The organism is Salibaculum sp. (genome assembly GCF_035270045.1).
GTDB lineage: Bacteria > Pseudomonadota > Alphaproteobacteria > Rhodobacterales > Rhodobacteraceae > Salibaculum.
This window is the reverse complement of record NZ_DATFIP010000049.1, coordinates 56332-78049: the sequence shown is the minus strand read 5'-3', so window position 1 is coordinate 78049 and position 21718 is coordinate 56332. Positions and strand designations below refer to the sequence as shown.

Annotated in this window: 20 protein-coding genes; 4 read left to right on the top strand and 16 right to left on the bottom strand. The window is 65.0% G+C overall.

Translation table 11 applies throughout. The annotated features are described in order from the left end of the window. The first annotated feature begins 83 nt into the window (after nucleotides 1–83). Nucleotides 84–1007, top strand: coding sequence for a hypothetical protein (locus VJ897_RS08125; protein ID WP_324054940.1), 924 nt, complete (start codon nucleotides 84–86; stop codon nucleotides 1005–1007). Beyond that, nucleotides 1007–1888 carry a sulfotransferase domain-containing protein gene (locus VJ897_RS08120; protein WP_324054938.1) on the top strand — a complete coding sequence of 294 codons (882 nt, stop codon included), beginning with the start codon at nucleotides 1007–1009 and terminating at the stop codon, nucleotides 1886–1888. The genes VJ897_RS08125 and VJ897_RS08120 overlap by 1 nt, the downstream gene beginning before the upstream one ends. 11 nt (nucleotides 1889–1899) lie before the next feature. On the opposite strand, the gene VJ897_RS08115 is transcribed toward VJ897_RS08120, so the two are convergent. The 8 genes from VJ897_RS08115 to tssI form a co-directional block, all read right to left on the bottom strand. Next, nucleotides 1900–2550, bottom strand: a complete 651-nt coding sequence (locus VJ897_RS08115; protein ID WP_324054936.1) for a hypothetical protein — start codon at nucleotides 2548–2550, stop codon at nucleotides 1900–1902. Between the two features lie 1046 nt (nucleotides 2551–3596). Further along, on the bottom strand, nucleotides 3597–3959 hold the full coding sequence (locus VJ897_RS08110; protein WP_324054934.1) for a hypothetical protein: 363 nt from the start codon (nucleotides 3957–3959) through the stop codon (nucleotides 3597–3599). 63 nt (nucleotides 3960–4022) lie between these two features. Further along, nucleotides 4023–4478: an ExbD/TolR family protein gene (locus VJ897_RS08105; protein ID WP_324054932.1), complete on the bottom strand. Its 456-nt coding sequence runs from the start codon at nucleotides 4476–4478 to the stop codon at nucleotides 4023–4025. Then, a complete protein-coding gene (locus tag VJ897_RS08100) occupies nucleotides 4475–5167 on the bottom strand; it encodes a MotA/TolQ/ExbB proton channel family protein (RefSeq protein ID WP_324054930.1) in 693 nt (230 codons plus the stop codon). Before VJ897_RS08100 ends, VJ897_RS08105 begins: the two co-directional genes overlap by 4 nt. Nucleotides 5168–5218: 51 nt before the next feature. Beyond that, on the bottom strand, nucleotides 5219–5656 hold the full coding sequence (locus VJ897_RS08095) for a hypothetical protein (protein WP_324054928.1): 438 nt from the start codon (nucleotides 5654–5656) through the stop codon (nucleotides 5219–5221). Nucleotides 5657–5772: 116 nt separating this feature from the next. Next, nucleotides 5773–7047, bottom strand: a complete 1275-nt coding sequence (tagH, locus tag VJ897_RS08090; RefSeq protein ID WP_324054926.1) for a type VI secretion system-associated FHA domain protein TagH — start codon at nucleotides 7045–7047, stop codon at nucleotides 5773–5775. A gap of 68 nt (nucleotides 7048–7115) precedes the next feature. Beyond that, a complete protein-coding gene (locus VJ897_RS08085) occupies nucleotides 7116–7685 on the bottom strand; it encodes a DUF6931 family protein (RefSeq protein WP_324054924.1) in 570 nt (189 codons plus the stop codon). A 91-nt stretch (nucleotides 7686–7776) separates the two neighbouring features. Next, nucleotides 7777–9663: a type VI secretion system Vgr family protein gene (gene tssI, locus VJ897_RS08080; protein ID WP_324054922.1), complete on the bottom strand. Its 1887-nt coding sequence runs from the start codon at nucleotides 9661–9663 to the stop codon at nucleotides 7777–7779. Between the two features lie 393 nt (nucleotides 9664–10056). On the opposite strand from tssI, the gene VJ897_RS08075 reads away from it, so the two are divergent. Further along, nucleotides 10057–12747, top strand: coding sequence for a beta strand repeat-containing protein (locus VJ897_RS08075; protein WP_324054920.1), 2691 nt, complete (start codon nucleotides 10057–10059; stop codon nucleotides 12745–12747). Nucleotides 12748–12810: 63 nt separating this feature from the next. On the opposite strand, the gene VJ897_RS08070 is transcribed toward VJ897_RS08075, so the two are convergent. From VJ897_RS08070 to VJ897_RS08035, 8 genes are all read right to left on the bottom strand, one after another. Beyond that, on the bottom strand, nucleotides 12811–13206 hold the full coding sequence (locus VJ897_RS08070) for a DUF1036 domain-containing protein (protein ID WP_324054918.1): 396 nt from the start codon (nucleotides 13204–13206) through the stop codon (nucleotides 12811–12813). A 159-nt stretch (nucleotides 13207–13365) separates the two neighbouring features. Then, nucleotides 13366–14382 (bottom strand): SDR family NAD(P)-dependent oxidoreductase, encoded by a 1017-nt coding sequence (locus tag VJ897_RS08065; protein WP_324054916.1) that lies wholly within the window; start codon nucleotides 14380–14382, stop codon nucleotides 13366–13368. Between the two features lie 25 nt (nucleotides 14383–14407). After that, the gene (locus VJ897_RS08060; RefSeq protein WP_324054914.1) at nucleotides 14408–16579 is read right to left on the bottom strand and encodes a polysaccharide biosynthesis tyrosine autokinase; all 2172 of its coding nucleotides are present in this window, start codon (nucleotides 16577–16579) and stop codon (nucleotides 14408–14410) included. A gap of 20 nt (nucleotides 16580–16599) precedes the next feature. After that, complete coding sequence (locus tag VJ897_RS08055) at nucleotides 16600–17043, bottom strand: low molecular weight protein-tyrosine-phosphatase (protein ID WP_324054912.1); 444 nt, start codon at nucleotides 17041–17043, stop codon at nucleotides 16600–16602. 191 nt (nucleotides 17044–17234) lie between these two features. Then, nucleotides 17235–18338 (bottom strand): nucleotidyltransferase family protein, encoded by a 1104-nt coding sequence (locus tag VJ897_RS08050; protein ID WP_324054910.1) that lies wholly within the window; start codon nucleotides 18336–18338, stop codon nucleotides 17235–17237. After that, a complete protein-coding gene (locus tag VJ897_RS08045) occupies nucleotides 18335–18838 on the bottom strand; it encodes a lasso peptide biosynthesis B2 protein (RefSeq protein WP_324054908.1) in 504 nt (167 codons plus the stop codon). The genes VJ897_RS08050 and VJ897_RS08045 overlap by 4 nt, the downstream gene beginning before the upstream one ends. Next, a complete protein-coding gene (locus VJ897_RS08040; RefSeq protein ID WP_324054906.1) occupies nucleotides 18816–19097 on the bottom strand; it encodes a lasso peptide biosynthesis PqqD family chaperone in 282 nt (93 codons plus the stop codon). Before VJ897_RS08040 ends, VJ897_RS08045 begins: the two co-directional genes overlap by 23 nt. A gap of 130 nt (nucleotides 19098–19227) precedes the next feature. Then, complete coding sequence (locus VJ897_RS08035; RefSeq protein WP_324054904.1) at nucleotides 19228–19395, bottom strand: hypothetical protein; 168 nt, start codon at nucleotides 19393–19395, stop codon at nucleotides 19228–19230. A 277-nt stretch (nucleotides 19396–19672) separates the two neighbouring features. Here VJ897_RS08035 and VJ897_RS08030 point away from each other — a divergent pair, with 277 nt between their 5' ends. Continuing rightward, nucleotides 19673–21598, top strand: coding sequence for an asparagine synthase-related protein (locus VJ897_RS08030; protein ID WP_324054903.1), 1926 nt, complete (start codon nucleotides 19673–19675; stop codon nucleotides 21596–21598). Nucleotides 21599–21718 lie beyond the last annotated feature (120 nt).

Here is a 21718-nt window from a genome sequence, read left to right as displayed (position 1 = left end):
CGGCACGGCGACGGGGCATCTTGCGCCCGCCCGTGCCACTGCCCTTTCCAGTCCGTCCGACCTTGCCCGGGAATGCCTTTTTGATGAGCAACAGCTACACAGTCTTCGGCCTGACCCTGCAAAGCGACATCGTCTTGCCCGAACTCTTCTCGGCGGGGCCCGGCGCCATGCCGGACGTGACGGTCAGATATGATGCGGTCGACCCTGATACCCTGGGCGAGGCGGCCCGCGTCGGCCCACAGCTCTGGGTCAGCCCGGAGCGCTTCATCCTAGAGATCCCGCGTGTTGCCCGGTTCGAGGTCGCGCAGGGCACAGAAATTCGGGTGGATCCCGCGCCGGGAGTCGACGCCGAGAGCGTACGTCTCTTCTTGCTGGGCTCGGCCTTCGGGGCCCTTCTGTTCCAGCGTGGTCATCTCGTGCTGCACGGTAACGCCATCAAGATCGACGGCCGCTGCATGATCTGCGTGGGTGCCTCCGGTGCTGGCAAGTCGACGCTCGCGGCGGCCTTTGCCCGGCGCGGTTACCCGGTTCTGGCCGACGATGTCGTACCCGTTGATGCCAATGCTGCCGCTCTGCCGGGGCTGCCGCGCATCAAGCTCTGGCAGGACGCGGCCGAGTGGCTGGGAATCGAGACTGCGGGACTGCGCCGCATCCGCCCGGATATGGCCAAGTTCAACATGCCGCTCGCAGAGGATGACAGGGCCGTATCGGCACCGGCGCCGATACGCTGGATCTACATTCTCGGACAGGATGTGACGCTGGAGGACGTCCGGATCGTTCCGATCCACGGGATGGCCCGCTTCGGGCCGTTGCGCAACAACACGTACCGGGTGCGCTATCTTCAGGGGATGAAGCTGGGTCCCGTGCACCTTGAACGCTGCGGGGCGCTGGCCGGACAGGTGCACCTGGCACGTGTGACACGGCCCGACGTCGCCGGACCGGAACAGGCGGCGCGGGTCGATGCGCTTGTCGACCGGCTGCTGGCGGACATGCGGGACAATGGCTGATGGTGACCGGGAGGGATGTCACCGGGGGCGGGATCTACTGGCTGGCATCCTACCCGAAATCGGGGAACACGTGGTTTCGGACCTTTCTGAGCAACCTGCTCGAGGACGGTGAGAGGCCTGTCGACATCAACAGCCTTCATACCGGCCACATTGCAAGCAGTCGCGAATGGCTCGACGAGGTTCTGGGCTTCGACACCGCCGACCTGACCGAAGAAGAGGTCGATCTGCTGCGCCCCGGGGTCTACGACTGGACGGCGGGCACCGGCATGGAGGCGGAATACCGCAAGACCCACGACGCCTGGCAGATCCTGCCTGACGGGCGGCCGCTGTTGGGCCCGCAGGGCACCCGGGGCGCGGTCTACCTGCTGCGCAACCCGTTGGACGTGGTGGTTTCCATGGCCAGTCACAACGGAACCGACATCGATACCGCGATTACGGGCATGAATAACCCGGGGCATGCACTTTCGAAGGCCAACAGGGGCATACGGCCGCAGGTTCGCCAGCGCATCGGCACCTGGAGCGATCATGTCACAAGCTGGGTGGACGCGACGGGCCTTGCCTGTCACGTGCTGCGCTACGAGGACATGACAGACGACGCGGAAAACGCCTTTGCCGGTGCCGCGCGCTTCCTCGGGCTGTCGGCCGACCCCGAGCGGATCTCCAAGGCGATCGGCTTCAGCAATTTCGACACCCTGGCCCGCCAGGAAGCCGAGAAAGGGTTTCGCGAACGTCCGGCGCGGTCGCAGCGTTTCTTTCGCGAGGGTCGCAGCGGTGCCTGGCGCGCCCATCTGACGGACCAACAGGTAGACCGTATCGTCACCGCCCACGCGCCCCTCATGCGGCGTTTCGGATATCTGCGCGACGACGGTACCCCGGTCTAGCGGTTACGGCGCTAGTCCAGGACGATGCCCGCCATGGAAAGGTCCACGTTTCCATTGATCCGCCGTGCCGCCGCGAAGAAGCTTGTCGCTCGCGGGGTCTCGCGTGCCCTGACCTGCAGCTTTTCCAGGCCGGGGGACGCGATCGCCAGGAGCAGCAAAGCACCATCCATAGCGCCCCCCTTGCGGCGCAGCGGCACCGAGAAGCGGCTGAATCCGGGGGTTGTCTCCACGAAGTCCGCAAGGTCGTAAACGCGGCCGGCTGGATCTAACAGGAACAGGCCGATGCCCTGCCCTAGTGGGTGCAGCACCGAACCTGCCAAAGGACGGTCCGCCCCGACAGAGGCATGTTGCAGGTGAAGATCGACACCCGTGAAGGGGTCGTCGGCCATGTCGCGCACATAGTCAAGCGCGGCGCACTGGGCGCGCGTCGTGGAGTGCTGCACAATGCCGGGCGGGGGTGCTGTCGCCTGATCCAATCGCGCGCTCAGCCGGGCGAGGTCGTCGGGCTCGGGGCTGTAGAGCGCGATCTGCCGCTGGCCTTCTGGTCCGCGTTCGGGCCGGATCAACCGGCAGGGAACCGCGAAGATCGCGCGCGCCGTTCCAATCGCGCGTGCGAAGGCCCGCTCGGCCGGGGTGCGGCCCGCAGCGGCGGGCTCGTCCAAGGGCGCGGCACTTCGGTCTGACAGGCGCCGGTTCGGCCCGTCGCGAGTGGCCCGCGTTGCCGGGTCTTCGGTTTCCTGCGGTGGTGTACGCGTGCGACGGTCAGGCGTCGTTGTCTCGCGCACCGCGGTGGTGACCCGGTTCTGCGGTGCGGTGGTTTCGGTTGGCAGGCCCTCACGCGGGACCTGCGCAACCCGGTCCGTGGCAGTGGATGGCGCGGTCGCCTGGTGCGGAGGGGTTTCGGCACGCGCCTGTCTCTGTGGCGTGACCCTGCGCGACGGGGCAGGCCCCGTGGCCGGAAGGGCAGCGGTCGGACGCGTGGTTTCTGGGGCCCGCCGGGCAGGGGCGATGGCGCCAGTCCGACCAGCCGCAGTGGTGTCAGGGGCCGTAGTGACCGGTGCCGTACCGACGGAAGCCGCCCTGGCATGGGTCAGTTGCGCGGGGTCTTGTGTCTTGCCCACATCCTCTGTCGGGACCTGCGCGGGCTCCAGCACTTGCGCCGGCGCCGGATCGGGCCTTTGGGACGGAGCGGTGCGCTGGGCCAGCACCGGAGCGCCAGCCCCGGCCGGAATGCGCGCGATTGGCCCGTTTGCGGTCGCGACGGATGCGGCGAGGGATGCGACGGTGCCCGCAGAGACTGGGTCCGGCCGCAGGCCGCCGCCGGTGCTGCTTCCCACGCGCCTGGGTGCCTGTGCTGACAAGCGTGTCTGGTCCGGTCGCTCTGTAACGCCATCTTGCCGTGTCCTCGGTTCAGCGGTGTCAGTCACACTATCCGCCGGGGCTTGGGGGGCGACCCGTTCAGCAGGTTCCGACCCGGCCTGACGTCTGGTTGCAGATTCGGCGGCCGGACGTGTGGCGGCCGCGGCCCGTGTGCCGACCTCGGGCGCCATGTTGCGCACGATGATGCCGGTGCCGGGTGACGAGGGCGTTTCGGGTGCCCCCGGCAGCCCGACGACAAGCAGGGTCGCGGCAGCCATATGCAGCGACAGTGACAGGCCTGCAGCCAGAATCCAGCTTGCCGCGCCCTGTGCCTGGGAGGCGTCGGCGGTCATGATCCGCCGCGCCCTGTACCGGACCTGCTTTCTTGGCGCAGGGTGACCATCTGTACCTCGGCCCCCGCCGCGGACAGGATGCCGGAGAGCGCCAGCACGGCCTGCGCCGGGTGATCCTGCCCGGCCAGAATATGCACACGCGAAAACTCGTCCGAAGTGATGCGACCGCGCAGTGCATCAGGACTGATGGGCACCCCGTTCAGCGCCAAACCGCCCCCCGGGCGCATTGTCACCAGAGGTCGAGGCAAACCGTCGAGCGGCAGGTCCTGCACCGTCGGCGGCGTGATCGCGCGTTCCTCGATCTCGGCCGGGTCACCCGCAACCAGAAAATAGAGCAGCAGCAAAAGGACAATATTCACCGTGGCCAAGGAAAAATCAGGCCTGAAGCGGGGTTTCGCTGACGGCAGGAAAGCGGCCATCGATCAACGCCCGATCAATTGCAGCCGTGCGAAACCGGCCCGTCGCACAGGTTCCATCAGGTCGGCGAGGTCCTGGGCACGGGCACTTTCGGTGACGAAGACCACGATGTCCTCGATCCCGTCACCCCGCAACCGCGCGAGCGCAGCAGGAAGCTGAGCCAGATCGATCCTGTTGTCCCCGGCCCGCAGGCGGCCCCGTTCAAGGTGCCAGATCACCTGAGCGGTCGCCGTATTGGCCACGTTGGTTCGTGTCGCGGTTTCGGACCCCGTGGTGGCCGGGCCGCTCATGGGCAGCAGAGCATAAGGCGCCAGGCTGCTGGACAGCATGAAGAAGATCAGAAGCTGGAACATGATATCGGCCAAGGGCGTCAGCGCGAAAGCGCTGCGCTTGCGGTCAACTGGGGGCGGCAGAACGCCCGTTCCCACCGGGCTTGCCAGATCACCCACTGAAGCCGTCATCGGACGTGGTCCGGGCCGCCGACCATGGTCTGGGCGCCGCTTGCCGGCGCTTGCCCCGGCGCGGCCTGATCCTCGTTACCAAGAACCTGCGCCAGCAGGCTGTCCAGCGCCTCGCGTTCCCGCGCGATCCGCGATTCCAGCCACAGGGAGAAAAAGTAGAACAGGATCGCTATCGCGAGACCCAGGGCTGTCGTGATCAGGGCGGTCCAGATCCCGCCGGCCAGCTCTGCGGGATCTGCCGCACCGGCACTCTGAGAAAGGCGGCCGAAGGCCTCGATCATGCCAAGCACGGTACCCAGCAGCCCCAGCATCGGCGCCGATTGGACCACCGCCTCCAGCCCGCGCATGTTCTGTCCAAGATGCGAAAGGTCCTCGAGCGCGCGCTGCGTGCCCCTGGCCTGGGCAAGTGCGCGCCTGCCGGGGTATGCGGTCAGCGTCTCGAAAAGATCGCGGAGCAAAGCCGCGCGGGGGCCGCGGGCCTCCCGCACGGCCGCCAGTGCCGCGGCGCGCTCGCCCGCGCACCACTGACCGGCGGCGGTGCGCGATATGCTGTCATCGCCGAGGCCGGCGCGACGGAATTGCATCAGCTTGATCAGCACCACGGTGGCGGCGAAGACGGACAGCAGCGCAAGGGCGCCGAGGACCCCCCAGGCGAGCGCGCTGATCTCCTCGATCGGGAATCGGGGCATGTCGGGACCGTTCCATTTTCAGGGGCGCGCCAGCGGGGCCGGCACCGGCCCTCAGCTTCCGAATTGCACGTCCGTGCGCGAACCGGGCGCCAGCGCGTCCATGCAGATCCGCGACTCGCCGCCGGTCTCGGGCGTGCATTGTTCGGCGCCGTTGAGCAACAAGCGGGAGACCCGGCCGCAATCCCGGTCGAGCAGGAATTGCACGACGCGCGTCTTGTCCTGCGGCAACCGCCCGAATTCGAGGATAAGCCGATCCGACACCGCGCCGGTATCGTCAAAGACGGCCACATCGTAGGCCGCCTGCTCAAGCGCTGTTCCGGTGGCGTTCTTGGCGACGAAGGTTAGGCGGCATCCGCCCTCTACCGACTCGGTGTTGTTGAGTTCCAGCTCAAAATTGCCTGCCGATTGTGCTGCCAGCGGGGCGGGCAGGACCTGGCTCAGGGCCAGCAGACAGGCCGTTATCAGGGATCGGGTCGAGAGAGAGCGCATCCGGGGCCTCCGTGGAAATCCGCACATCAATGGTAAATTGCTAACACGGAAATCGGGTTTGGCAAACGCCGGGGGCGCCCGGCCGGCGTTTGCCCCGGACCTGTTTGTCTGTCGGTCTACCGGTTGTTCTCGTCGTCGTAGGCTTCGGCGAAGTAGGCGAGGAAGACATCAAGCATGCCATTATCGTGGGCCTGGGCCTTGGCGTCCCAGCGTTCGACGAAGGTTTCCCAGGCGCGGGCGCGGCGATTCTGCAGGATGCCGGATTTCTTGATGCGGGCCTCGATGGTCTCGGGCGCCAGGTCGTCGAGCAGACGTGCAAGCGCGGGCTGGATCGCCGCGTGGGTGGCATACTGGTGGCGCTTGATATCGGCAAAGGCGGCGCGGATGGCCTCGCCGCCGCGCTGAAAGCCGGGGCGCGGCGGGCCGAACATGGCGCTGAGCGCCTGGTCGGCGGCGGGCATGAACTTGAGCGGGTTGTTGTCCTCGCGCCCGATCATCGTCACCTGGCCCGACCGAACCGAGCGCCGCGCCACCGCGCGGGCCTGTAGAAGGCTGGAGAGTTCCTCGCTCAGGGCATTCAACGCGCGTCCGATCTCGGTGGCGGTCTCCATCGGGTTGCCCTGCGAGAGGCTGCCCTCGGGCAAGCCCGCGGCCGCGGCAATCTGGGCCAGGACGGCGTCCGTAGAGGGCTGTTGTTGCGGCTGCGGCCCGGCCTGCTGCTGGGCAAAGGGCGCGGCTCTTCCCTCGCCAGAGGGTGGCGCGGGGTGCGGCGCAGGGTTCGGCGTGGGCGCTGGGCCCGGCTGAGGTCCGGGCGGCATCGACCCACCGGCGCCGCCAGGCAGCGGCTGAACAGAGGGGCGGGGACGCTGGGCCGGGCCGCCCGCCACACCACCGCCCGATGACCCGGTGCCCCAGATGTCCGCGGGCGGCTGTTGCGGCGGCGGCGACGCTTGAGGCTCTGAGACCTGCACGCCGCCGGACGAGGCGCCCCAGATGTCCGCGGGTGGGGGGGTGCCCGCCTGTGGCGCCGCCGATCCGATTGCCGGGGTCTCGCCATCCGCGGTCGCGTCCAGGGTAACCTCGACACTGTAATGTCCCACCTGCAGGCGATCCCCCGATTGCAGCGAATGGGGGCTCTTGACGCGCGATGAAGCGCCGTTGACGAAGGTCCCGTTGGTCGAGATGTCGTAGAGCCACCAGCCGCCGTTCTCGTAGCGAACTTCGAGGTGGCGTCCCGAGATGAAGCGGCGAGGGTCGGGCAGGCTCCAGCCTATGCCGCTATCGCGGCCGATCTCCAGGATCTCGCCGGGGGCCGCGGTCGCCTCAAGCGGGCCGCCGTCCGGCAGGCTCGTCATGTTGGTTATCCGCAGGTGAAGCGTCTGTTGCGCCATGGTCTCGATCTCTTCCGCGCGCCCGGGCCCCTATGCGGGGCGCGCCGCTGTTCATCCGCTATGTTCTGTCAGTCCAGATCTGGGGCCGCAAGGTCCCGTGCCATGGCCAGGAAGTCGTCCAGGGTGGACTTGCGCCGGGTCTGCGGCACCCGGGCCAGCGCTGTGAGCACCGCCGCGTTCACCCCGCGACCGGGCAGGAAACGCGGCGGCGGAACCGGGGCGCTGTCAGCCGGTGCGACCGAACCACCGGCCCATCCCGTCGCCAGCGCGAGCCAGACACCCGGGGTGCGCGGTTCCTGCCCCGCCGCCCGCTCCAGGATAGCAGCGCGCAGGCTCTCTTCGGGGTCCGCCACCCAGGCCGCGGCCTGTTCCATCATCTGAAGGTCGTTCTGATCCAGGTGGTCGCCCACATGGCGCAGGCATTCGTGCCCCCACCAGATCGCCACGCGCCGGGCGAACATCTGCGAGGCGCAGGTCACGGCCTCTTCCGGTGTCGGGCCGTCCAGAAGGCGCCTGGCAAAGTCCATCACGCCCTCGTCCGTCTGCGGGCGACCGTCCATGTCCTCGGCCATCTCGGGCAGGATCGCGAAGAGTTCGGGCGCCGTGAGACAGCGCAGGGTCTGAAGCGACTGCGTCATGGAGTCGAGCCTCTGCTGCATGGCATGAGCCTGGCCCCCCTGCCGGGGGTTTCTGGATGACGTCTGTCCTGCCTGCATTGCCTGCACATAGCTAGTTGATCTGCACCAGGGTGCCCTTGATGACCATGGTCCCGCCCGCCTTGTGTTCCGAGGTGATCCCGGAACTCGACTTGAATTGTTGCGTTGCCTTGACCTCGACCGTGGGCGCCTTGAGCGTGATGGAACTGGAATCCATCGTGATCGAGCTCATGCCGACCTTCAGCGTGATCTTCGACCCCGCGGTTACCGTCAGGTTGTCGCCCACTTCGAGGCTGTCGTTCGTACCCACGGAGGCTTCGCGATTGTTGCCGACAGTCTGGGTCTCGTCGTTTCCGATCTCGGTTTTGCTGTCGTTGTCGATGTTCGTGGTCTGGTCGTTGAAAACATGCCAAGTCTGGTCGTTGAGGATCTCGGCGTTGAGGTCGTATTGCGCATGCAGGCGCATCTCTTCCTCGCCCGCGGTGTCGTCGAAGGCGATCTCGTTGTAGCCCCCGCCGTTGGGGGTCGAGTTGCTTCTCATGCCCATGGTCTTGCCGCCATCATTGACATCGAATGGCGGCATGTTGTCTGCGTTGTAGACACAGCCGACGACGAGCGGACGCGCCGGGTCCCCGTCAATGAACTCGACGACGACCTCCATGCCGACACGCGGGACGGCCAGCCCGCCCCACCCATTGCCGGCCCAGATCTGCGCGACCCGGCAGCGCATGGAATTGGCGCCCTCGCGGTCCCAGTGGAAGCGGACCAGGATGCGGCCATAGTGGTCGCAGTCGATCTCGCCGTTGCCCGTCACGATGGCGGTTTGCGGTCCCTGAACGCGTGGGGCTACCGGGGCGGCGGCTGGGACCACGGGTTTGTCGGCCAGGCGGAAACGATATTTCCCCTCGTAGCTCGACTCCTCGGCGGGGGCGCCGCCGCCCGTGCGATAGCCCTCAGTGACGTAGCTGTGTTCACACGACAGCGCGACGTAGGTCTTGTCATTGATCATGGTTTCAGGGTGGTCAGTGATGGTTACCCGCATGCCGGCCATAAGCCCGGCGCAATCGCCCGCGGCCGAGTGCAGCATGTCGTCCCTGTTTGCCTGGTTCGCGCGAGTCTGCGCCAGGGTGTCGCCTGCGAGCTTGTCCGGATAGCGACCGGGAAAAACGAAGGATTCAACGTCACCGTTCTCGTAACCCGACCCGATGCTCCGTTCGGTCAGCATCGCGGCAGTCGGCGCCGTGAAGTTGTAGTCCGTCATCGTCACGCGCCCGGTCGTCATCTGGCGCCCCGATACCCAGTCGTGCAGGTGCTCTCCGGGGAAACGGTACTGCCGGTCTGTCACCCGGTAGGGGCGGGACTGGCCGGGAACGTCGGGCAGCGACTCGGTCTCGTCGAAGAGCACGAGCGTATGGCCGTGCAACTCGTGGCGGAAATGATAGCTGATGGCATACATCGACATCAGCCGTTGCGCGAACTCCAGGTCCGTTTCCTGGAATTGCACGGTGTATTCCATCTCAGGATAGGTGCTTTGAAGGTTCGACACGTGATCGAAGCCGTATTCGCCAAAAATCGCGGCAAGGATGTCGGGCGCGGTCATGTTGTGGAAAATCCGCTGGTTCTGCCGCAGCCCCAGCACCCAGATCCAGGGCCGAAGGGTCAGCGTGTAGCCGTGACCGCCCTCGACCGGGCCAAGCCAGCGCGCCTCGGTCAGCAGGCCGTCGAAGTAGCGTTCCGGGTGGGCGGGGTCGGTCGTGCCGAGCCGAACCGAGGCATTGCGTCCAAGGAGCGCGTCGAAATCGATACCCGCGGTCGAACTGAGGCACTCGACCTCGAATTCGAAGAGGTCGTTGACGGCCTCGTGCCCTGTAAATCGCATCAGAGCCAGCCCGGTTGTTGGCCCGGTATCCGTATTGTCGGGCGGATGGAATACGCCAAGCCGGTTTTTCTGGGATATCATCTGGACAATCTCTGCTGAAAATTCTGATCCGGTCAATCGAAACTCGATTCGGCAGGTTGACGTCCATGGCCATCCACGCCCGCCTGTCTCAGTATGACCAATTCCAGGGCTCGGGGCAAAGCCTGAAGCATGCAGGTGGCGTGCGCCGGTGTGGCGGACCGGTCGCGCCGGGGGCCAACAGGTGGCGATTTGTTGCTAATGGGTCACAACGTGCATCTGTGTCACAGGCCAGCGACGGGGAGTGCGCCTCGATGCAAAAACTTTGGTTGAGGCAACAGACGATTTGCGCGTAATGTCCGTCCAGCATCACATCTTGACGACGTCGTCGTTCGCAGTTCAGGCCCGACCGGCACGCGATATGGTATTAATGGGCCGATTATTCAGAGGGCAGACATGATCCAATTTCGTAACACCCCGACTTTGGCGCGCAAGAACAGCCGTCCGTCGCGCGGCGGCCTTTTCCGGTCGACGACCGCCGTGGCGATGCTTGCCGCGCTTGGTTTGGCCGGCGTGGCACAGGCGCAGCAATGGACCGGTGCCATTGATGATGACGCGGGCAACCCCGGCAACTGGACGCCAGCCCCGCCCGTTGCGGGCGATGACGTCACCGTCGACGCCGGCGCTGACATCCTGATCGATGGTGGCGCAAGCCCGCTTTTCAATTCGGGGCAACATTCCAGCGGCGCGATGACGATCGGCTCCACCGGCATCCTCAACGTCATCACCTTGACGTCCGACCAGCAGGCCACCGTGCAAATTGACGCCGGCGGCGAGATCGTGGCGACGACTTTCGGGGCCGGAGATAGTGTGCCGGTCACGGTCGATGGCACCTTGAGCGCCGATACGACGTTCGTGAGCGGCACCGCGACGCTGGATGTGAACTCCGGCGGCATAGTTGATGGCGACGTGAACATGAGCGGCCTTGCTCCCACCGTGACCATCGACGACGGCGGCGAGCTTACCGGCACCGCGACCGTCAACCGCGGCACCCTGACAAATGACGGTGATATTGGCGGTGACGTTGTTACCACCGGCGGTAACGCGACGGTGACCGTGAACATCGGGTCGACCGGGTCGGTCGATGGTACTGTCACTCATGGGGCAGGCAGCCTGACCAACAGTGGCGATATCTTCGACGGGCTGAGCGTCGGCAACGGTGCCACGGCGGATGTCACGTCGACGGGTATCGTCTTCAACGGTACGACTGTCGGGCTTGGTACCATTAACCTCTCTTCGGGCGGCTTCCTCATTGGCGGCGTCACGCTGAACGGTGGCCAGAACGGCGGCGTCGTGAATAGCTCGGGGACGATCACGGGTCCCGTCGTTGTGAATGGTGGGGAGTTCAACACGGACGGGTCGATCGTTGGCACCGTCACGACCAATGGCGGCATGACCAATGCCGAGGGCACGATCAACGGGGCCGTCACGACGAACGGCGGCAGCGGATTCACGACCACCGGGGCGCTGACGCAGACCGGCGACTTCACGAACGGCGGCGCGCTTTACGTCGAGGGTGGCGACCTGACGAGTTCGGGCGGCACCTTCACGAACAGCGGACGTATCGAGGTGGCCGACGGCCTTTCGCTGGCTTACGACGGGTCGATGGTGAACAGCGGCACCATCGGGCTGGGGAGTGGCACCGCGGGGTCGACTTCGGTAATTCTCGGTGGTGGCGGCGTGACCGGGTCTGCCGGAAGCACCTTCGACATGGAAAACGACGCGGCCGGGGACAGCATGACTGTTCAGGGCACGGTCGATGGCACCAATACCCTGAACATCGACGTCGACCTTACGAGCACGAACGCCGGCTTCGCGGACGTCCTGACTGTCGATGACGATCTCGAAGGAACCTTGACCGTTTCGGTCGACTCAATCCGCACGAATGCGATTTACACACTGCAGCAGAATGGCGTGACTGTCGCCGAAGCAGACAGCTTCGGAGCTGGCCTGACCTCGGACATGAACGGCGACCTGCCGCAAGGCCCGAGCGGACTTGTCCTTTACAGCCTCGTCCAGGAAACGGATCCAAACAATCCGTCGACCGAGCAGGTCAATATCTATGGCAACCTGAACCCGGCGCTCGGCAGCGTTGCCGCCTCCATGTCGTCGGTGCAGAGCCTGGTGACCAACACGGTCAACCGCCCCAGCGGAGCTTACGTGAGCGGGATCGCCTTCGACACGCCGGGCAATTGCAGCACCGGCAACTGGGCGCGCGTCACCGGGGGCCGTGCCGAGACCGAATCCAGCAGCGTGACCGGTGGTGGCCTGTCCACCACCTCCAGCGGCCAGCTTGACTTCGGCGGTGTCCAGGGCGGCATCGACTACGGCTGCTTCGAGGCATTCAACGGGGGCTGGGATGTCTCCGCCGGCTTGCTTATCGGCGCCAACCAAGGCCACTTTGCCGAGGAAGCCTCCGGCTTGATCACGACCGGTGAATTCGACCAGTACTTCTTCGGGGGCTATATCGCCGCGTCGAAGGATAACTGGTCGGGTGAACTCCAGTTGCGTCACGCGAATTCGAACTACACCTTCGACAATCCGGACCTTGATATCCGTGATGAAGATGTGGCGACCGACAGCAACTCGATCAGCGGCAGCCTGACCTACCGTTACGATCTTGACAGCAACGGCTTGGCCCTGCTGCCGACGGTGGGCTTCAATGTCACTCGCACCTCGACAGGAACCCTTCTTTTCGAGAACCCTCTCGGCGCGACGCTGGGCCGGCTCGACTTCGAGGATCATACGAGCAAGACCGGTTTCGTGGGCACCACGCTGAGTCGGACCAATGTCAACGCCGCCGCCCAATCGGCCACGAACACTTTCGTGACGGCGACATATTACATGGACGGCAGCGGCAGCCGGGACAGCACATTCTCGACGTCGGACGGGATCGCAACAGAAACCCTTACAACCTCCGAGGTTGGTGACTTCGGCGAGCTCAGCGTGGGCGGCAACTATATTCGCGTCCTCAGCGCCACACCGGGCCAAGTGCGCCAGGTCAACTACTCGGTCCGGGCCGATTACCGCTTCGGCGAGGACGTGAGCGGCGCCGGGATCACCGGGCAGATGCGCCTGCAGTTCTGATCCTGAACGAAGACAGATCAAGGGCCCTTTCACCTCCGTGATGGGGCCCTTTTCTTTTTGTCATCAGGGGCGCGAAGCGTCAGCCGGCAATCTGCCTGACAGGTTCAGGATCAGGGTCCAGTTTTCCGACTGGCCCATGTCCACCTCCGCGAACGGGGCCGCGATGTGGCCACGGGCCCAGCAGTCTTCGGGCCCGGCGATCCGAAAACGGCCCTCGTCGATACAGAAGTCGGCGCCGCCTTCCAGAACCGGCTGGTTGAAGACATCCGTCGCGTGGACATACACATAGCGATTTTGGATGCGTTCTCTTATGACGGCGACACAGCGGTTCGGCGCGATGGTCCACCACCCCTCGCTCACGAAACCGTTGCCAGGATCGTGCGCTATTGCAAGGTTCAGGACGTCGAAGCTGTCGTTGCAAACGGTGAAATCTGCCGCTGCCCCGCTTGGGAATGCCACGAGTACGCCCCATAGCGCCAAGGAGGGCCGGCTCCACCGGCCGAATGTCCGTGCGCGCGGCATCTTATGACCCTTGCCTTGCTACTCCTCACCGCGATCACGGCGCGTCAGCATCCTACCGTGACCCCATGTCGGCGCAAGTGGGCCAGCCGTAGCCGCCTATTTGCCGTAGTAGTCGCGAAACCAGGTCACGAAGTGTGCGATGCCGTCCCGGAAATCTGTTTGCGGGCGATAGCCGGTGAGGTCACGCAGAAGGTTCGCATCGGCCCATGTCGCGGGCACATCGCCCTTCTGGATGGGCATGTAGTTGCGTTGGGCGGGAATGCCCAATTCCGCTTCGATGGCATCGATGAAGTCCAGCAGGCGCACTTTGTCCGAGTTGCCGATATTGACGACGCGCCAGGGCGCCACGGGTGACAGGCTGTCACCGATCGGAACACTCGCGCGATCCTTCGGCCGCTCGGGCACTGCGTCAAGCAACAGCCGGATACCGCGCACCAGATCGTCGACATAGGTGAAGTCGCGATACATATCCCCGTGGTTGTAAATGTCGATAGGTCGCCCGTCGAGAATTGCGTCGGTGAATTTGAACAGCGCCAGGTCAGGGCGTCCCCAAGGACCGTAGACCGTGAAGAAGCGGAACATGGTCGTGGGCAGGTTCCACAGGTGGGCATAAGAATGCGCCATGCTCTCGTTTGCCTTCTTTGTCGCGGCGTAGATCGTCAGCTGCGTGTCGGCTTTCTCGGTCTCGGTGAAGGGCATCTCGACATTGGCCCCGTAGACCGAGCTGGTCGAGGCCATCAGCAAATGGGCGACCTCGTGGCGGCGTGCGGCCTCCATCACGTTGAAGGTGCCGACGATGTTGGCATCGATGTAGGCGCGGGGATTCTCGAGGCTGTAGCGCACGCCGGCCTGCGCGGCCAGGTGCACGATTTCCTGCGGATCGCAGGCATCAATTGCCGCATCAAGCGCGGCCTGGTCCTCCAGCATCGCTTCGATTGCGGTGAAACCCGTGTATTTCTTGAGCATCTCGTGGCGCGCGTGCTTGAGCCGGACGTCGTAATAGTCCGTCATCCCGTCATATCCGTGCACGGTGAACCCCTCGTCCAGCAACACCCGCGCAAGGTGAAACCCGATAAACCCGGCGGTGCCGGTTATGAAGACACGTCGTGACATGGTAGACGATTCCCTCGCAAGGCGATCAGTTGTAGTGATACTTGTAGCCGCCGTAATAACCGTACTTGTGGCCGTAGTGACCATAGCGGCTGGCCGAGGCGTCAAACTGGTTCAGAATTGCGCCAGACAGTTGCACACCGCTGTTGGCGAGGATTTTCTGCGACGACTGGATCTCGGCCTTCGTGGTTTCCAGGTGCTTGACCACCAGCAACGACATGCCGGTCATCTGGCCGATGATGCCGGGATCGGTAACCGCAAGAACCGGCGGGCAATCGACGATGATGATATCGTATTCCTTGGCCGCTTCATCCAACAGTTTGCGGAAGGTGTCCGCAGTCAGAAGGTCAGCGGGATTGGGCGGGTAGCTGCCCGACGCGATGAAATCAAGGCTGATCTCGGGATCGGACACCAGAACCTTGTCGATCTCGGCGCGGCCTGACAACAAATCCGACAGGCCGGCATGCTTGCGCGGCAGATCGAATTGCTTGCGCAATTTGCCCTTGCGCATGTCCGCGTCGATCAGGAGTACGCGGCTACCGGCCTGCGCCGAGACCAAAGCAAGGTTCAACGAGATGAACGATTTACCGATGCTTGGCGCCGGGGAGGTGACCATCAAGGATTTCTGTGGGGCAGTGGCAAGAGAGAACTGAAGGCCGGTTCGCAAGCCGCGCAGGGCTTCGACCACGATGTCATTGGGTCGGGTGCGCGCGAGTGGGTAGAGTTCCGTCTCGTCCTTTCCGGAACGCAAACCCTCAACACGGTTGATCGTGGCAAAAAGGGGCAGGCCCAAGTCCTCGATCGCGCGGCTGTCGTCGATACCGCGCCGCAGGAAATTCAGCGCGAAGATGCCGAGCACGCCAACGATCAGCCCCACGAAAAGCCCGGCGAACATCGGGTTGCGCCGTTCGGGGCCGATGTGCCGCGCGCGCTCTGCCCGTTCCAGGATGTTGATGTTGCTGACCGCGCTTGCCCGCGTGATGTTGAGCTGTTCCGCGCGGCTGGTCAACTGGCGTTCTATCTCGACGGACCTCTCGAGGTTCTGCTGAAGGGTCAGAAGCTCTTGTTCCAGCGGCGGAAGCTTGGTGGCCTGCTGGCGCATTTCCTCCAGACGCTCTTCCAGCCGCGCCTTCCGGTCCAGCAGGTCTCGATAGTCAGGGTGGTTTTCCGTCAAACGCTGCGCAAGCTGCTCTTCGCGGTACCGCAGTTCCTCGAGCTCGGCCTCGATGCCCACGATCCGGTCCAGCAATTGCTGCGATTGAGTGGTCAGATTGCTCGCTTGCGTCTGTTGGCGGAATTCGCTGAGAGCTTCGGCCGCTTCGGCTGTTTGAGCGCGGATCTCGGGAAGCTGCTCATCGATGAAAGCGATGCTCTGGTCGATCTCGGCGGCCCGGCGGTTGAGATTCTGACTCCGATAGGATTCGACCACGGCGTTGACGATCTCGATGGTCTGGTCTCCATCGGGACCCGTGTAGGTGAAATCCACGATGCCGCTGTTCGTCGGCGAGCGTTCGCTGATGCGCAAACCCCCACGCGCCCGCCCGACCGAGGCCAGTTCGTTGCTGCGCCAGAGCGTATATTCCCGACCGGGCGTGGCATCGAGTTCCGACAGGCGAAACCGGAACCCCGGCACAAGCTCGATCAGTTCACCAACCTTGCCGGTGACCGGTTCGCGGTCGCGAATGCTGACATCGAAGGTGTCTTCGCCTGTTACAACGATCCTGGCTCTGCGGTTGATCAGCGGGTCATCCACCTCCAGAAGGTCCAGTGTCACGCTGTCGCCATAGCGCGTATAGCTCGGCAGGATCCAATCCGGAATCTGCGGCCAGGCCCGCCGCTCGGCCATATGGCCAATCACCGGGAACCGGTTCGGCTCGATCCGCCAGTCGAGATTCAATTGATCGGCAACCGGAGCGAGGGTAAAGCGCGAACGAATGATATGGCTTTCCGTCGCCATGCGATTGCCCCCGGAGTTCCCGAAGCCGCGTCCCACAAGTATCTCTGGCAGTTCCAACCCCTGCGAGCGTCGCTCGATATGCACAAGCGCGCTGGCCCGATACTCGTCCGGGGGCAACTGACCCATCAGGGTGCCGACGAATAGCCCGATGAGGCCCGTTGCAACCACAATCCACTTGCGCGCGATGATCTGGGTGGCCAGGTCCGCAATCTGGATTTCGCTGCCTTCATCGTCATCGGGCATCGTCTGGCTTGCCGTCGGATTCATGAGCGCATCAGTTCCAGTTGTTTGGCCCAGGCGGCGCTGCACCGGGCGATGATCTCGACCGCGTGCTCATGCATTCCCATGGCCTGGCGGTAGGGGTCGGGCACTTCCTGTGCGCCGTCGAAATGCCCCAGCAGGAAAGTCTTGCCAAGGAACTGCGGCCAGCGGGCCGCGATTTCCTGCCGATGATGGGTCTCCATGACCAGGATGATGTCGGCCACACGCCCGATGTCGGCATTGAATTGCCGGGCACTGTGCGGGAGCAACGCGATGCCTTGATCCCTTGCGGCCGTCGCGCTGTCGGCGTCGATGTCGCGCCCAACCAGTGCTGCCAGACCGGCCGAGGCGATGTCGAGCTCGGGCAGGTGCATCCGCAGGGCCGCTTCGGCGACCGGAGAACGGCAGATATTTCCCGTGCAGACTGTCAGAATGCTGTTTGTCATGACTCAAGCTCCTGCCCGCATGAGGCATATACAGACGGCTTTCCGAAGATCTGGCGATGGGGCGCGGCAGGACAGTCTCGCATCGGTGAGGGTTCCTCGAAACGGGTCTCAATGGGGCCGCGACTGGCACGGTTAACACAGGATATGGCATCGCCCGCCGCGCAACAATCGCTATGGCATCCGACCGCCATTCACAAGCCCCGCCCGCGATCCGTAACATGGGCCTTGGGCCGGTGGCGGACCGCCGCCATGATATGCGCGCGATAGGCGGTGGGCTGGATCATGGGCCGCAATGCGCCGCGCAGCAGTCCGCCGGCGGCGGTCAGGGGCCCGGGCGCCATTCTCAACCCGTCCAGCAGGCGGCCGATCGCTGACGGAATGCTTTGGGATGGTGCCGTGGCTTCGGCCGTGCGTGACAGCAGGGTGCGCGCCCGGGGGCGCCAGAGTCCAGCGGTCTCAGGGGTGGGCCGCGGCGGGCACGACGGGTCCGATGTCTCGACCATCAGCGCCAGCATCAAGGCCAGCGGGCGGGCGCAACCGGCCAGGTCTGCTCGGGCCAAGGCCGTATCGCGCTGGGCGGCAGACAGCGCGTCCCATTGCCGGTGCGCGTCCAGGATCATTCCCCAGCGATTCCAGCCCGACTTGTTTCCATGCATTGCGGTGAACAGCAGCGCATCGACCGGGTCAAGCGTCTGCACGGTGTCCCCCGCGATCTCGACGGAATAGCGGCGGCCCCACAGCGTATCAAAAGGCAGGTCACAGAGTCCCGCTGCCGTGTCCATCCGCCAATGCAGGTCAAGTGGCACTGCCGTCGGCCCTGTGTAGACCAGTTCGCATTGGCACCAGCGATAGGAGGCGGTCGGTGCGGTCGTCCGTCCGTCGCGACGCGCGAACCCGTCCGCGGTCAGTGCCAGATGCGCGCGCCCCGCATCCCGCGGGGCAATCAGGAGGTCGATATCTGTCGCTGGCCGTCCTTGCCAGTGTCCTGTGGTCTGCACCGCAAGTGCCGGGCCCTTGATGACAAGGTGGCGCACTTCGGCGGCTTCCAGCGCGGCGGAAAGTCGGCGCAGGGCGGCAACGACCTGCATCATGGTCATGACGGCCCGTTTCCGGCGCTCCAGTATCAGCCGCGTTGCGGTGGTTTCGGGGGTCGAACCGGGTAGTTGATCGGCGACCGCGATGGCCAACCTGTGCAGGATCAATGCCCGGGCCGTGTCGTCGGTCAACGCCGAGGCATCGAAACGGCCGGCGGCCAGCGCACCCACCTGCCAGGGCAAGAGCGCCGGCGCGGTCATCGTGCGGGCCAGTGCAGAGCGGGCGCCTTGAATTGGCGCACGACTGTAAAGCGATCGAATGCCGCGCCGCCGGTCACCGGAATGCGCCCGCAGGTGATCCAGGCATGGGCCTCCATTTGCCCGCTGCGTCCATGTCGTAGCCCGAAGAAAAGCATGTAGGGCACACCGTAGAGACCCATAAGCCCGCGGGCGACAATCGCCTGCGGGTAGCAATCCGAGGTCCAGGGCGTGTAGCGCGCGGCCATTCGGACCACGCGGCTGATTTCCAGCGCGCGCGCCTCGGTGCGGTTACTTGCTAGCGGCACCCAGGGGTCGAGACCGGCGTCCCGGCCCAGGCGGGGAGCGATGCGGCGGAACGACGTCAGGCAGATTGCAGCCCGTGCCAGGCCCAAGCACAGCCAGACCGGCACAAACCATGCCTTGACGAACAGGGATTGGCCGAAGAACGCGAGCAGCTTGCGCCGCGCCAGCCCGGACTCAGACGAGGCGGACAAGGTCATTCTCGATCAGGCTCTCGAGGAATTGCTGCAGGTCGGCGCGGCAGGTTTCCGGATCGACATCGAATTCCGAGACGAGAACCTTGGTCAGTTCTGACGGACTGTGCGGGTCCGCCAACAGGTCCCAGACGCGGCCGCCGACACCGGACAAGCCGAAGTAGGCGCCTGTCTCCATGTCCATCATGACCGTCTCACCGTCCATGTCAGTGGCGATCAGACCAGGCGCGCGTATCAGCTTTGACGTATTTGAAAGGGTGGTCATCGAGCAATTCCATCGTTGGATGCCAGTATGCACACGAAAATCCCCGGAACAATGTGAACCGGGGGGTCATTGCCTCATGAAGCGTGGGCCGGGTGCGCCGGTCGGGCCAACAGCTGACCCGACGTGGCCGTCAGGAGGGAGCGTTGGACGTGTTCGCCGTGAGCGCGACAAAAGAGTCCGTTGTTGTACCTCCCGCGCCGCTCTGTGTCGCGCGGTGATCAAGATGCACGAGGCGCGGTGCGACATAGGGCTCTTGGCTGCGCTGCTCGCCGCTGTCAAAATTCACTTTATCGGCCATCAGTTCAAAATCCTCTTCAGCGTTTTGGCGTATGAAGCTGCATGCCGCCGCCAAGCTTACCATTCTTTTACATGACATCGTGACGGCGCACGTCCGCGCACGAAAATCACAGCTTGTGGTGAGAAATATAACTTTTGCGCGCCTCCGGCAACCCATCGAGTGCGGCGCGGCCCAAAAATGGCACTGGATTGCAAACCGGGCACAATCACGGTTTTCCGCGACCGGCTGCAGGCCTAGTGTGGCCTCCGACATTGTCAGGGGCGGTCAACGGGGCAATATGACAGAACTTGTCGCGGCATATATCCGATGGGACGGCGAGGCGCCGCCCGAACGGCTTGCCGATAGGCTCGCGCGCGCCCTGCCAACGGGCATGGCCAACGGGGCCACCGGCATGGTGCGTCGCACGTCGCACGCGGCCTTGGCGATGGCGCCAGCCCGGCGCGGCTGGACCCCTGTTCGCGCGCGCTCTGGCCTGCATGTGCTGTTTTGCGGGCACATCGACAACCGCGCCGAGCTGCGCAGCCAGTTGGGGATCGCGGCCGGGGACGACGCCCGGCTCTATGCCGCCGCGCGGGATGCCTGGGAGGAGCAGGCCGACCTGAGCGTCGTCGGGGCCTTCGCGGTGATCCTGCACCATCCCGACCGGGCCCAGCTCGAAGTGGTGCGCAGCCCGCTGACCGGGCCGCCGCTGCACATTTGGCACGACAGGGAGCGGGCCATCGTGGCGTCTGTGCCGGGACCGATCTTCTCGACCGGCGAAGTCCCGCGCGAACTGGACGAGCAGAAGATCGCCGATTCGCTCTACCTCAACTATGACGAATATGCCCGCAGCTGGTTTCGCGGTGTCAGTCGCCTCATGCCCGGGTGTCGCGCGATCATTGACCGCTCGGGGGTGCGGGTGACGCGCTACTACGACCCGGCGTCCTTGCCGGCTGTTCGGCTCTCCTCGGATGCCGACTATGTCGAGGCCGGACGGGCGCTCTTCTCGGAGGCCACCGCAGCGGCGCTGGACGGCGCGGCGCGGCCCGGGGTCAGCCTGTCGGGCGGGCTCGACAGCCAGGCCGTCGCGGCGGAGGTTCTGGCGCAACGTCCGGGTCAGCCACTCGACGGGTTCTGCGCCGTTCCCGAACCGACCTGGGACGGTATCGTGCCCGGGCCGCGCAGCTTCGGGGACGAGTGGCCCCATGTTGCCGCCCTGGCAGCCATGCACGCCGATCTGCGTGCCCATCGGGTGCACTGCGAGGGCAAGTCCTTTGACGATGATCTCGATGCGATGTTTCTCGTGGCCGGGGCCGCGCCGCGTAATGCCATGGCCCTCCACTGGCTGCATGGGGTTCATGGCGCTGCGCGCGCGCAGTCCTGTGATCGGCTTCTGACAGGCGTATGGGGAAATTTCACCTTCAGCTTCGATGGGGCTGGCGCACTTTCGGGGTGGCTGGCGCGGGGGCAATGGGGCCGCTTGGCGCGTGAAACCTGGCGCGGCGGGTCTCGCCGGTATGCACCGATTCGGTTCTGGCGCCAGGCCGTGGCGCCGCACCTGCCACGTCCGCTTTGGCGCCGCCTGGGTGGGGCGCCACCGGAGACGCTGGCAGACCCGCTATCCCACTGGTGCCCGATGACCCCGGCGTACATGCGACGGATGCGCGTTGTCGAACGGGCCGCTGACGTCGGGTTCGACCCGCTCTTTCGCCGCAAGGCCGACAGTCGGTCTGCACGCCTCGCGATGCTGGGCAACGCCACGCTGGAAGCCGCGGACATGCAACAGGCCACGGACATTCTGCAGGGTGTCCCCTCGCGTGATCCGACAGCCTATCGCCCGCTCCTGGAATTCTGCTTCGGCCTTCCCGATGACCAATTCCTGCGCGATGGGCAAAACCGCTGGCTGGCACGGCGGATGCTCGCGGGACGTATCCCGAACGAGGTCTTGCAAGAGCGGCGCCGCGGTTTGCAGAGCGCGGACTGGCACCTGCGACTGGGTCGCCAACGCGACGGCCTGATCGCCGAGCTGGACGGTTTGGCGCGTGACCCTGACATGGCCGAGCGATTTGACCTTCCCGCACTGCGCCAGGCGCTGGAAGACTGGCCGGCAACTACGCCGACGGACCGTCAGAAGGTTGCACGGCTACGGTCCGCCGTCCCGCGCGCCGTCGCAACCGCGCGCTTCATCCGCCACGTCACCGGGCGTAACGATCCGGTCGGCTGAGATGTTGGCTCCCGGCTTGCAGTTACCCACAAGTGTTGTGCGGCGAATTGATTCACCCATCAGACTTGGTCTTGTCCGAGCGAAACCGATCATGATTCGTCAGGTGGCACCGAAGGATTG